The sequence below is a fragment of the Muricoccus pecuniae genome (assembly GCF_014199205.1).
In the GTDB taxonomy this organism is placed as follows: Bacteria; Pseudomonadota; Alphaproteobacteria; order Acetobacterales; family Acetobacteraceae; genus Roseomonas; species Roseomonas pecuniae.
In genome coordinates, this window is the sequence record NZ_JACIJD010000004.1 from 122,410 (window position 1) to 134,484 (window position 12,075).

Genomic DNA, 12,075 nt, shown 5'->3' on the forward strand with positions numbered 1-12,075 from the left:
CCTCAAGCGCTGCCCCGGCGCACCAGTTCGAAGCCGAGGTCGCGCTTCTGGCCCACGACCGCACCGGCAGCGGCGCCCGCCGTCTCGGCGATCCGCGCCAGCACCATCTCCGCCGCCGCCCCGCCGATGCCGCGGGGATTGATGCTGATGGTCGTGATGCCCGGCGGGATCTCGGCGGCGAGGTCGAAGTCGCCGAAGCCGCTCACCCCAAGCCGGCCCGGCACGTCCCAGCCCTGGGCCACGGCCTCGAGCACGGCGCCGGCTGCGACGAAGTCGGTCACGCAGAAGAGGGCGTCCATCCCCGGGTCGCGTGCCATCAGCGCCCGCACTGCCGCGCGCCCCTGGGCCAGCCCGGCCGGGCCGCTGCCCTCCTCATGGATGAGCGTAGCGTCCAGCCCCGCCTCCCGCATGGCCTCCTCGAAGCCGCGGCGGCGCTCGGCGAAGCGGCGCATGGCGGGGCCGGGATAGTCGGCATAGCCGATCCGCCGCCGCCCCGTGGCGAGCAGGTGCTCCACCATGCGCCGGGCCGCGAGGCGGTCGGAGAAGCCGGCGGCCATGTCCATCGCGGGAATGTCGAGATTCCAGGCTTCCACCACGGGGATGCCGGCGCCGCGGATCATCCGGCGCGAGGCCGCCCCGTGCTCCACCCCGATCGCCACCAGCCCGTCCGGCCGGTAGCCGAGCACGGTGGCGACGGCGCGGCGCTCCTCCTCCTCGCTCGGGCCGCACTCGGCGATTAGGAGCTGGTAGCCCGCCCGGCGCAGCGCGCCCGAAAGCCCTTCGAGGGCGTTGCCGAACTGCACCTCGGAGAGGGAGGCGATGGTGGCCGCGATCACGCGGCTGCGGCGGGAGGAGAGCTGCGCCGCGGCTCGGTTCGGCACGTAGCCGAGCTCCGCCGCCGCCGCCGCGATGCGCGCCCGCGCCGCGGCCGAGACCCGGCCGGACTCCTGGTAGGCCCGCGACACCGTCATCATCGAGACGCCCGCCATCCGGGCGACGTCCGACATGCGGACCCACCCTCCCTCGCGCTTCGTCCCGCCACCCTTGCCGATGCTCGCCTCCCCCGATCAAAGATGCTCGCTCTCGATATTGTGAGCGTAACAAATTTTCGCGCTGCGGTGAAGCGCCCAGCGAAATCTTCGCGATGCAGCGCCAAGGTTCGGCAGCCCGATCTTGTCGGCCCCGGCATGGCGCGCGCTCGTGGCGTTGCTGTGGCGATGGCTGCCCACTGGCCCGCCCCGAGGGTTCAGATTCCGGGGAGGCGGGTGCGGGAGGCGGCGGCGCGGGCCAGGGCGGGAGAGAGGCCGGCGGCCAGGGCCAGCGTGCCGGGAGCCCTCTCCAGCAACCCGGCCAGCAGCCCGGCCCAGCGCATCGGGCGGCCGAGGCGGCGGTCCAGCGCCGCGTGGAAAGCCGTGGCGGGCCGGCCGGAGAGGATCGCCGCCGCCGCCTCCGCGCCGCCGGCCAGGGCCATGGCCACCCCGTCCCCGGCGAGGGAGGGGATCACCGCGAACTGGTCCCCGATCCGGTAGGGAGCCACCTCCCCGGCCGTGTCGCGGTGGCGGAAGCCGTAGGGAACGCCCGCCACGGCCAGCGGCCGCGTGGCCAGGGGCTCGGCGCCGCGCAGCAGCCGGGCGGCCAGGGCCGAGCCGCCGGAGACGCGGGCGAGGAGCGCGGCCGGGTCCCGCGCCTCCCGCCCGGCGGCGTCCAGCGCGCAGCAGAGATTCGCCCCTCCCCCCGCGCGCGGCTGGAAACCGGCATAGCCCCCGGCGAAGGGGAGCAGCAGCACCTCCTCCGGCATGGGCGCGGCCAGGCGCAGCGGCAGCTTCAGCCCGACCATCCCGCCCGGGGCGCGGCGGGCATGGCCGCGCAGCTCGTGCTTGCCTGTCGCCAGCACCAGCGCCGCGCCCCGCAGCACCGCGCCGTCGGAGAGGCGGGCGCTCCATCCCTCCCCGTCCCGCGCCGCGGCGGAAACGGCGCGGCCCCGCAGCACCCGCGCGCCGGCCTCCGAGGCGGCGGCGAGCAGGGCCTCGTCCAGCACGGCGCGGGGCAGGCTCCATGCCTGGAAGGGAAGGTCCCAGCCGGCCTCATGCCTCCCGGCGGCGAGGCGCGCGGCACCGATGGGCAGGGCGCCGAGGCCGGGAAGCGGGAGGCCCAGCCCCTCCAGCAGCCGCGCGGCATCGGGGCCGAGGAACTCGCCGCAGACCTTCTCCCGCGCCGCCGCCTCGCGCTCGACCAGGGTCACCCGCGCCCCGCCGCGCGCGAGGGCGATGGCCGCCGCCGCCCCGGCCGGCCCGCCGCCCAGGACGAGCACATCGGTCACGGACGGCCAGCATCCGGGAGAGGGGCACCCGAGAGGGTCCAGCGGAAGGGAAAGGCCCAGCGCAGCTCCGCCCTCACCCCCGCCCGCGCGACCAGCCCCTCCCAATCGGCGCGGGAGAAGCCGCGGGCGATGGAGACCGTGCTGTCATGCACCACCATCGGGTCCATCCGCAGCAGCCGCACCCCGGCCCAGACCGTTGCCCAGGGGATGGGGTGGCGATGCAGGTCGCTGACGAGCCAGCCCAGCCGCGCCCGCGCCTCCATCCAGCGGAGAAAGCGCACCAGCAGCTCGTCCTCCAGGTGATGGGCGAAGAGGGCGCAGATAGCGGCGTCGAAGCGCTCGGCGGGGTCGAGGTCGAAGAGGTCGGCGGTGATCCAGCGCACGGGCAGGCCGGGATGCCGCGCCCGCGCATGGACGGCCGCGTGGGGCGAGCGGTCCAGCGCCGCCAGCTCCAGCGCCACGCCTCGCCGCGCGCCCCAGTCCGCGACGCGGGCGAGCATGTCCCCGCCGCCCGCGCCCACATCCAGCACGCTCATCCGCCGCACCCCCGTCCGCCGGGCCAGCGCGTCCAGCCAGCGGAGGGTGGGGCGGTAGGCGAGGCTCATGCGGTTGATGCGCTCGAGGTCGCGCAGGGCGGAGGAGAAGGCGGCGAAGTCCTGCGCCGCGTCGTCCATGATCTCCGGCGCCAGGGATCGCGCGCGCAGCATCGGCCGCCCCCTCAGACGGTCGCGAAGCGCATGGTCTCGGCCGAGAGGCCGGGGCCGAAGGCCATGGCGATGCCCCGCCGCCCCGCCTCCCCCGCCGCGATCATGTCGCGCAGCACGAACATGACGGTGGGAGAGGACATGTTCCCGTGCCCCTCCAGCACCGCGCGGGAGGCCGCCAGCGCGCCCCCGGGCGGGCGGCAGGATTCCTCCACCGCGTCCAGCACCGAGCGCCCGCCGGGATGGACGGCCCAGAGATCGTAGGCCGCCGCCTCCTTCCCCTCCAGCAGCGCGGGCAGGCGCGGCGGCAGGGCGCGGGCGAGGCTCTTCGGCACCTCGCCGGAGAGCACCATGTCGAAGCCGCTGTCGCCCACGCGCCAGGCGATCTGCTCCCGCGCCTCCGGCAGCAGGGCGCAGCGGAAGCCGTCCAGCCGCAGCCCCTCGGGATCGGCGCTGACGAGGGCGGCCGAGCAGCCATCCCCGAAGAGGAGGAAGCAGAGGAGCTGCTCCACCTCCGGCCGCTCCTGCAGGTGGAGGGTGCAGAGTTCGAGATTGACCACCAGCACGCGGGCGGCGGGATCGGCCCGCACGGCGTCCCGCGCGGCGCGGAGGGCGACGATCGCGGCCTGGCAGCCCATGAAGCCGATATTCGTGCGCGCCACCGTCTCGTCCAGCCCGAGGCGGTCGCTGATCGCGTGGTCCAGCCCCGGCGCCGCGAAGCCGGTGCAGGAGGCCGTGATGAGATGGGTGATGCCGCTCACGGGGCCGAGGGATTCGAGCGCGGCGAAGGCGAGGGCCGGCGCCTCGGCCTCCCAGCGCGCCATGCGGGTGCCGGTCCGGGGGAAGGCGCCGGGGACGTAGAACCCTTCCGCATCCACCAGGCCCGGCCGGCCATCGGGGCGCAGCACGCTCCAGCGGCGGGCGATGCCGGCGCGGTCCGCCATGCGGGAGAAGAGGCGGCGCTCGCGCCCCTCGGGGATCAGGGCTTCCGCGAAGGCGCGGAAGGTGCCGTGCACCTCATGGCCCGGGTTGGCCGTGCCGATGCGGTTCAGGAAGACGGGCGCCATCCCCCCACAGGTCGGGACGGCGGCCGGAATTGTGAGGGGCGCGCGGCGCGGCCCCTCGTTTCGTGAACGCCGCGCTGACCCGTTCCGTGAACGGCGCGTTCAACCCGTTCCGTGAACGGCGCGTTCAACGCCAGCTCGGGCCGGGCGCCTTGCGGACGCGGCGGGTGACCTCCTCGGCCGAGGCGATGCCGCCCTCCCAGAACTCGTCGATCAGGTCGCGATTGGCCATGACCCAGGCCGAGACGCGCTCGAAGTCGCTCTGCCCCAGGCCGCCGCTGACCTGCATGACGATCGGCTCCACCATCAGGATCGTCAGCCGCTCCGTATCCAGCCGCGTGCCCGGGGTGACGCCGACGAGGATGTTCTCGTCCCCGTGCCCGCGCCGGAGCCAGACCACCTGGGGCAGGCCGGTCAGGTGGGAGCGGAGGCGGATCATGTCGTCCACGATCGCGTCCGTGGCCCCGCCCTCCCCTGCCTCGTCCCGGCGGGGACGGCGGTCATCATCTTCCCGACGGGGGCGACGGTCCTCGTCATCGCGGCGGGGACGGCGCTCCTCCTCGTCCCTGCGGGGACGGCGTTCGTCCTCGTCACGGCGAGCGCGGCGATCCTCGCGAGGGCGGTCGTCGCGCTGCCGGTCCTCACGCTGGCGGTCGTCCCGGGGCCGCTCCTCGCGGGAGCGGTCCTCGTGCGGGCGAGCCTCCTCGGCGCGGGGCGGTGCCTGCGGGGCCGGCTCGGGCGGGCGCGGCGCCGGGGCGGGCTCGGCCGCGAGCGGCGGGGCAACCGGTGCGGCTGCAACCGGGGCGGGCTCGGGCTGCGCGGGCTCGGGCGCCGCGGCCTCCTCCGGGCGGGCGCGGCGCAGGCTCACGCCCTCGTCGTCCACCGCCAGTTCGATCGAGAGATCGGCCTCGAACACGAGGCGAAGGGCGGATTCGAACGCCTCGCGGAAGGCGGCGGGCTCCCCGTCGGGCTCGCCGAACCGGGCCATCAGCTCGGGCCAGGGCGCGGTGACGGTGGCGTCCTCCCCGGCGCGCGCCAGGGCCTCCCGCGTCCAGCCATGCGCGTCCATCGCCTCGGCCGAGCCGGAAAGGGCGCGCAGGATCGCGCGGTCCAGCGGCACGGGGTGCTCGGACAGGCTGGCGAGGAAGCGCGCGTTCAGCTTCAGGTTCGCGGGCCAGCCGCCGCCGCGCGGGCGGCTGCGGGCATCGAGCACCGAGAGCTCCGGCCCGTCATCGACGGAGGCGGTGATCTTGGCGGCGAGAAGGCGCTCCACCTGCTCGGCCAGCGGGGCGGCCGCGCCGGGGGCCAAGCCCATCGTCGCGGCGAGAGCGGCGGCATCGGCCCCGAGCGAGACGGTCGGGCCGCCGGCGCGCAGCGCCGTGTCGCAGAGGAAGGCAAGGATGAGGCGGAGGCCCGGGCCATCAGGCAGCATCTCGCCGGCCGTGCCGGGGGTGATGCGCAGCGAGGCGCCCGCGCCGTCCCGACGCCAAGCCTCGTTCCGCGGCTCGACCGGCAGGCCGAGGCGGCAGAAGGCGGCGTGGTGCCACAGCACGGATTCGGGCGCGGACGCGCGATCGGACTCCGCCGTGACGGCTGGATCGGTGGGGGACGTCATGCGGCTGGTATCGGAACTCGGAAAGAGTGATGGCCGCGTGGCAGGTGCCGGATAGGTGGCGGCCGGGTCCTCACCCAAATAATCGCGGCGCAGCGCGGGGGCAAGACCGGAGGCCCGGAAGGAAGGGGCCGGAGTTCCGGGGGCGCGGCGAAGGGTTCGTTCGCGCGGAGATCAAGAAAGGGCGGCGGCTCCCGGCAGGGAAGCCGCCGCCCCAGGCCGTTAGGCCCCGGGCCGTCAGACGGCCTCCTTCAGCTCCTTGGCCGGGCGGAAGGCGATCTTCTTGGAGGCGGCGATCTGGATCTGCTCGCCCGTCGCGGGGTTGCGGCCGGTGCGGGCCGGGCGCGACTTCACCTCAAGGATGCCGAGGCCGTTGATGCGGATCTTCGCGCCTTCCTTCAGGTGGTCGGCGAGGGACTGCACGAAGTCGTTGACGAGGGTCTCAGCCTGCTTCTTGGGCATCTCGTGGCTCTCCGCGAGGGAGGCCGCGAGCTGCTTGAGGCTCACGACCGCGGGGGCCGCGGCCTTCGCCTCGCCCTTTGCCGCAGGAGCCTTCGCCGCGGGCGCCTTGGTTGCCGCTGCCTTTGCCATGTGATCCGCCTGTCTGTTGCGCGTGATGGCGGGAAATCACCACGAAGCGAGCGGGCCAACAATAGGCATGGCGCTTTTACTCAATGAAACCGGGCCAAATCGGCATCCGCGCAACACCCGCCCCGCGCGAATCGGCCCGCCGGCCATCAACCCTCCGGCACGTTGCGGCGCAGCTCGGCCAGCCAGGCCGTCGCCGTTCCGTCCGACGGAGCGCGCCAGTCCCCCCGGGGGGAGAGGGAGCCGCCGGCCGCCACCTTCGGCCCGTTGGGAAGGGCGGAGCGCTTGAACTGGGCGAAGCCGAAAAAGCGGGAGAGGAAGACCTCCAGCCAGCGGCGGATCGTGGGCAGGTCGTAGGCCGCGCGCCGCGCCTCCGGGAAATGAGGCGGCCAAGCGCCGCGCGCGGCATCGCCCCAGGCGTGATGGGCGAGGAAGGCGATCTTGGAGGGCCGGAAGCCGTAGCGCAGGATGTAAAAGAGATTGAAGTCCTGCAGTCCGTAGGGGCCGATCTTCGCCTCCGTGCTCTGGATCGCGCCGCTCGCATCCGCCGGTACCAGCTCGGGCGAGATCTCGGTCGAGAGCACGTCCCGCAACACGTCCGACACCTCGGCCGCGAAGATCCCCTCCTCCGCCACCCAGCGGATGAGGTGCTGGATGAGGGTCTTGGGCACGCCGCCATTGACGTTGTAGTGCGACATCTGGTCGCCCACGCCATAGGTGCACCAGCCCAGCGCGAGTTCCGAGAGGTCGCCGGTGCCGAGGACGATGCCGTTCTCGTTGTTCGCCGCGCGGAAGAGATAGTCGGTGCGGAGCCCGGCCTGCACGTTCTCGAAGGTCACGTCGTAGACGGGTTCGCCGCCGGCAAAGCGGTGGCCGAGATCGCTGAGCATCTGCGTGGCCGCCGGGCGGATGTCCAGTTCGCGCGCGGTGATGCCGAGCGCGGCCATGAGGCGGTGCGCGCTGGACTTCGTGCCCTCGCTCGTGCCGAAGCCCGGCATGGTGAAGCCGATGATGTCCGTGCGCGGCCGTTGCATCAGGTCCATCGCACGGGCCGCGACGATCAGCGCCTGGGTCGAATCCAGCCCGCCCGAGACGCCGATGACGATCTTCGGATGCCCGATCGCGCCGAGCCGCTGCACGAGGCCGGAGACCTGGATCGCGTAGGCCTCGTAGCAGTCCTGGTCGAGGCGCTTGGGATCGGCCGGCACGAAGGGGAAGCGCTCCACGCGCCGCTCCAGCCCGATGTCGTCCATCGGGGGATCGAGGCGGAAGGCGACGCGGCGGAAGGGGCGCGCGTGGATGCGGCGGTTGTCGTCGAAGGTGCCCTGCCGCGCGCGCTCCTGCCGCAGGAGGTCGAGGTCGGTGTCGGCGATCACCATCTGCTGGCCGGCGGGGAAGCGGTCGCTCTCGGCGAGCGTCGCGCCGTTCTCGAAGATGGAGACCTGCCCGTCCCAGGCGAGGTCGGTCGTGGACTCTCCCGCCCCGGCGGCGGCGTAGACATAGGCGCCGAGGCAGCGCGCGGATTGCGAGGCGCAGAGCAGCCGCCGCGTGTCCGCCTTGCCCACGGTGATGTTGCTGGCCGAGAGATTGGCGAGCACCAGCGCGCCGGCCAGCGCGCCCGCATTGCTCGGCGGGTCCGGCACCCAGAGGTCCTCGCAGATCTCCGCGTGGACCGTGAGGCCGCGCACGTCCTCGGCATCGAAGATGAGGTCGGGGCCGAAGGGCGCCTCGATGCCGCCGACGCGGATCGTGCCGCCCTCCGTGCCCGCGCCGGAGGCGAACCAGCGGCGCTCGTAGAACTCGCGGTAGTTCGGCAGGTGGATCTTCGGCACCACGCCGAGCAGCCGGCCGCGATGGATGGCGAGCGCGCAGTTGTAGACCCGCCCGGCATGGCGCAGCGGCGCGCCGACGAGCAGCAGCGGCATCAGCGCGGCGGAGTCCGAGACGATGCGCGCCGCCGCCTCCTCCACGGCGTCCAGCAGCACGTCCTGCAGCAGCAGGTCCTCGATCGAGTAGCCGGAGAGGCCGAGCTCGGGGAAGACGGCCACCGCCGCGCCGCGCGCGTGGCACTCCCGGGCGGCGGAGAGGATGGCGGTCGCATTCGCCTCGGGGTCGGCGAGGGTGGTGCGGGTGGTGCAGGCGGCCAGCCGGGCGAAGCCGTGGCGGTAGAGGGCGTGGAAGCTCATGGGGGCTGAACGATCCAGGACGGGCCGCGTTGAGGAAGGGCATCATCGCTCCCGCGGCCACGGGCGCAAGGCGCCCCGCCGCGTCCTACCTCTCCGCGCCGCGCCTGGCCGCGCCGCCCCGACCGGAACCAGGCCGAATGCCCGACGCGCTTCTTCGCATGCAGACCACCCCGGCGGATGCCGCGCCGGACATCGCTTCCCCGAGCGATCAGGCCACTCCCGCCAGCGAGGGCGCCGGGAAGCCCGTCCCGAAGCGCACCGTCCTCGCCGGGGCGCTCGTCTGCATGCTGCTGGCGGCGCTGGACCAGAACATCGTCAACGCCGCCCTGCCCCGGATGGTGAGCGACCTCGGCGGCATGGCCCATCTCTCCTGGGTCGTCACGGCCTTCATGCTGTCCTCCACCGTCACCACCCCGGTCTACGGCACGCTGTCGGACACCTACGGGCGGCGGCGCCTGTTCCTCGTCTCCATCGTCCTGTTCCTCGCCGGCTCCCTTCTCTGCGGCACGGCCGACTCGATGGTGCAGCTGATCCTCTTCCGCGCCCTCCAGGGGCTGGGCGCGGGCGGGCTGCTGGTGCTGGCCCAGGCCTCGGTCGGGGATGTCGTCGCCCCCCGCGACCGGCCTCGCTACCAGGGCCTCTTCACCGGCACCTTCGCCCTGGCCAGCGTGGCCGGGCCGCTGCTGGGCGGGATCATCACCTCCACCCTCTCCTGGCGCTGGGTCTTCTACGTGAACCTGCCGCTCGGGGCGGTGGCCCTCCTTCTCATCGGCTTCGGGCTGCGCACGCCGCGGGCCGCCAAGCCACGGCCCCTGGACCTCGTGGGCACCGCGCTGATGGCGGCCGGCACCACCGCGCTCCTGCTCCTGCTCACCTGGGGCGGGGTGCAGTTCCCCTGGGCCTCGGCCGCCGCCGCGGGCATGGCGGCGCTGGTGGTCGTCCTCATCGCCGCCTTCCTCTGGCGGGAGACCCGCACGGAGGCGCCGCTCATCCGCCTCGGCCTCTTCCGCAACCCCGTCTTCGCCCGCGGCGTGGCGGTGAGCGGGATGATGACCTTCGCCATGCTCGGCTCCACGGTCTTCCTCCCCCTCTTCTTCCAGCTCGTCCTCGGGATGGACCCGGCCCATGCGGGGCTGATGATGCTGCCGCAGGTCGGCTGCATGGTGCTCAGCTCCGTCCTCGGCGGCCGTGCCGCGGCCCGGCTGGGCCGGAACAAGGCCTTCCTCATGGCCGGGCTCCTGCTGGAGGCGGTGGCCCTCTGCGCCCTCGCCCTCCTCGCCTGGACGGCGGCGCCCCCCTGGATGTTCCTCTTCGCCCTCGGCGCGCTCGGCCTCGGCATGGGGATGGGGATGCCCAACCTGACCACCGCCGTGCAGAACGCGGTCGCCCAGAAGGAGCTGGGCGCCGCGACGGGGGCGATGACCTTCGTTCGCTCGCTCGGCAGCGCGGTGGGCGTCGCGGCCTCGGGCGCCATCCTCTCCGCCCGGCTGGCCGGGCCGGTGGACGTGGAGGGGCTCACCCGCGGCGGCGCCGACGCGATCGCCAATCTCTCCCCCGAGCAGCACGCCCAGCTCGCGGGTGTCTATCGCCACGCGTTGACGGGCTGCTTCACCCTCAGCGCCGTGGTGATGACGGCCGCCTTCCTCCTCGTCCTCGGCCTGCCCGAGCAGGTGCTGCGCGACCGGGTGGAGGAGAAGGCGGCGTGAAGGCGGAGGCTGAACCGGCGCCGCCCGCGCACGTTCCCGCCCCGCAGACCGGAGGACCGATGGCATGAGCGACCACGAGGAGACGGAGGAGGAGCGGCGCCTGCGCTACGAGCGCCACCGCGTCGGCCCGGAGGAGGAGGTCCGCAAGACCACCCGCCCGGCCGAGGAGAAGATGGAGACCGCCGAGGACGAGGCCGTGCAGGAGCCCACCAGCGGACCTGGCCCTGCCGGGCCACGCGGGGCCTGAAGCCGCGCCCTCGCCTGGCCGGGGGGGCGCCGCCCGCCCGTCGCGCCGTGGCGCGTGGTGTGATGTCACGGTCCCGGGTGCCCCGTAATGTCGCGCCCTCGGGCTCCCCGCGATGTCGCGCCCCCGCGCGCGGCGTGATAACGCGGCGCCCATGGCCACCCCGTCCCTCGCCAGCGCGAAGCGCATCGTCGTCAAGATCGGCTCCGCCCTGGTGGTGGACCCCGGGACGGCGGCGCCGCGCGCCGAGTGGCTCGCCTCCGTCGCCGCCGATGCCGCGCGGCTGCGCGCGGGCGGGGCGGAGGTGGTGCTCGTCTCCTCCGGCGCGGTCGCCCTGGCCCGCCACGCCCTCGGCCTCACCCGCCGCGCGCTGCGGCTGGAGGAGAAGCAGGCGGCCGCCGCCGTGGGGCAGATCCGCCTGGCCGGGGCCTGGGAATCGGCGCTCGCCGCCCATGGCATGACCGCCGCCCAGGTGCTGCTGACCCTGGAGGACAGCGAGGACCGCCGCCGCTACCTCAATGCGCGGGAGACGCTGAAGACGCTCCTGCATCTCGGCTGCGTCCCCGTCATCAACGAGAACGACACCGTCGCCACCGCCGAGATCCGGTTCGGCGACAACGACCGCCTTGCCGCGCGCGTCGCCGAGATGATCGAGGCCGACGCGCTGGTCCTGCTCTCGGATATCGACGGCCTCTACACGGCCGATCCCCGCCGCGACCCCGAGGCCCGCCACATCCCCGTGGTCGAGCGGCTGACGGAGGAGGTGATGGCCATGGGCGGCGATCCCCCGCCCGGCTACTCCTCGGGCGGGATGCGGACGAAGCTGATCGCGGCCCGCATCGCCACCGGCGCGGGCTGCGCCATGGCCATCGCGCTGGGCAAGGCGCCCCACCCGCTCTCCGCCGTGCTGGAGGGCGCCCGCACCACCTGGTTCCTGCCCTCGCCCGAGGGGCGCTCGGCCCGCAAGAGCTGGATCGCGGGCTCCCTCGCCCCGCTCGGCCGGCTGGTGGTGGACGAGGGCGCCGCCCGGGCGCTCGCCGAGGGCCGCTCCCTCCTTCCCGCCGGGGTCCGGGGGGTGGAGGGCGAGTTCGAGCGCGGCGATGCCGTCAGCGTGCGCGCGCCGGACGGGCGGGAACTCGCGCGCGGCCTCTCCGCTTACGATTCCGACAGCGTCCGCCGCATCGCCGGCCGCCGGAGCGCGGAGATCGAGGCGGTCCTCGGCTGGCGCGGCCGGGACGTGATCATCCACCGGGACGACATGGTGCTCGTCTGAGCGCCGAACGCATGAAGGGTCCGCCACGATGGACAAGGACGAGCTGACCGCCTGGGCGCTGGCCAATGGCTGGCAGATGATGGCGGGCGCCCCGAGCCTGACCAGGCCGTCGGCGCCCAAGGAGGCCATCGTGAGGATGGTCCTCAAGGCGACGGTGGCGAATCTGGAGGTGAAGAAGCCGGCGGGGAAGTGGGAGAAGATCTCCGGCGAGAGCTACGCCAAGATCCAGCCCGATCCCGAGACGGGCCTGCCCCAGGGCCTGGGCTTCGAGAAGATCCCGAGCTTCACGATGCTGATGCAGCAGAACAAGGACAACCAGGTCTTCGCGAAGATGGGGGGCATGGCGAAGCCGCGCTAGCGGCCGCTCCCGCCGCGATT

At 74.1% G+C, this 12,075-nt stretch carries 11 protein-coding genes; 4 read left to right on the plus strand and 7 right to left on the minus strand.

What is annotated here, in order from left to right; all coding sequences use genetic code 11:
- Positions 1-2 precede the first annotated feature (2 nt).
- From FHS87_RS05915 to FHS87_RS05945, 7 genes are all read right to left on the minus strand, one after another.
- Positions 3-1,007 carry a LacI family DNA-binding transcriptional regulator gene (locus FHS87_RS05915; RefSeq protein WP_184514885.1) on the minus strand — a complete coding sequence of 335 codons (1,005 nt, stop codon included), beginning with the start codon at positions 1,005-1,007 and terminating at the stop codon, positions 3-5.
- Positions 1,008-1,246: 239 nt separating this feature from the next.
- Positions 1,247-2,320 (minus strand): FAD-dependent monooxygenase, encoded by a 1,074-nt coding sequence (locus FHS87_RS05920; protein ID WP_184514887.1) that lies wholly within the window; start codon positions 2,318-2,320, stop codon positions 1,247-1,249.
- The gene (locus FHS87_RS05925) at positions 2,317-3,027 is read right to left on the minus strand and encodes a methyltransferase domain-containing protein (RefSeq protein WP_184514889.1); all 711 of its coding nucleotides are present in this window, start codon (positions 3,025-3,027) and stop codon (positions 2,317-2,319) included. The genes FHS87_RS05920 and FHS87_RS05925 overlap by 4 nt, the downstream gene beginning before the upstream one ends.
- Before the next feature lie 11 nt (positions 3,028-3,038).
- The gene (locus tag FHS87_RS05930) at positions 3,039-4,091 is read right to left on the minus strand and encodes a type III polyketide synthase (protein ID WP_184514891.1); all 1,053 of its coding nucleotides are present in this window, start codon (positions 4,089-4,091) and stop codon (positions 3,039-3,041) included.
- A gap of 124 nt (positions 4,092-4,215) precedes the next feature.
- On the minus strand, positions 4,216-5,703 hold the full coding sequence (locus tag FHS87_RS05935; protein WP_184514893.1) for a replication protein RepA: 1,488 nt from the start codon (positions 5,701-5,703) through the stop codon (positions 4,216-4,218).
- Positions 5,704-5,937: 234 nt separating this feature from the next.
- The gene (locus FHS87_RS05940; RefSeq protein WP_184514895.1) at positions 5,938-6,291 is read right to left on the minus strand and encodes an HU family DNA-binding protein; all 354 of its coding nucleotides are present in this window, start codon (positions 6,289-6,291) and stop codon (positions 5,938-5,940) included.
- Between the two features lie 146 nt (positions 6,292-6,437).
- Positions 6,438-8,474 carry an NAD(+) synthase gene (locus tag FHS87_RS05945; RefSeq protein WP_184514896.1) on the minus strand — a complete coding sequence of 679 codons (2,037 nt, stop codon included), beginning with the start codon at positions 8,472-8,474 and terminating at the stop codon, positions 6,438-6,440.
- 137 nt (positions 8,475-8,611) lie between these two features.
- On the opposite strand from FHS87_RS05945, the gene FHS87_RS05950 reads away from it, so the two are divergent.
- From FHS87_RS05950 to FHS87_RS05965, 4 genes are all read left to right on the plus strand, one after another.
- Positions 8,612-10,180, plus strand: a complete 1,569-nt coding sequence (locus tag FHS87_RS05950; protein ID WP_184514899.1) for a DHA2 family efflux MFS transporter permease subunit — start codon at positions 8,612-8,614, stop codon at positions 10,178-10,180.
- Positions 10,181-10,244: 64 nt separating this feature from the next.
- Positions 10,245-10,427 (plus strand): hypothetical protein, encoded by a 183-nt coding sequence (locus tag FHS87_RS05955; RefSeq protein WP_184514901.1) that lies wholly within the window; start codon positions 10,245-10,247, stop codon positions 10,425-10,427.
- 112 nt (positions 10,428-10,539) lie between these two features.
- Positions 10,540-11,697, plus strand: coding sequence for a glutamate 5-kinase (gene proB / locus FHS87_RS05960; protein ID WP_246418030.1), 1,158 nt, complete (start codon positions 10,540-10,542; stop codon positions 11,695-11,697).
- Between the two features lie 28 nt (positions 11,698-11,725).
- Positions 11,726-12,055 carry a hypothetical protein gene (locus FHS87_RS05965; protein WP_184514903.1) on the plus strand — a complete coding sequence of 110 codons (330 nt, stop codon included), beginning with the start codon at positions 11,726-11,728 and terminating at the stop codon, positions 12,053-12,055.
- The last annotated feature ends 20 nt before the right edge of the window (positions 12,056-12,075 follow it).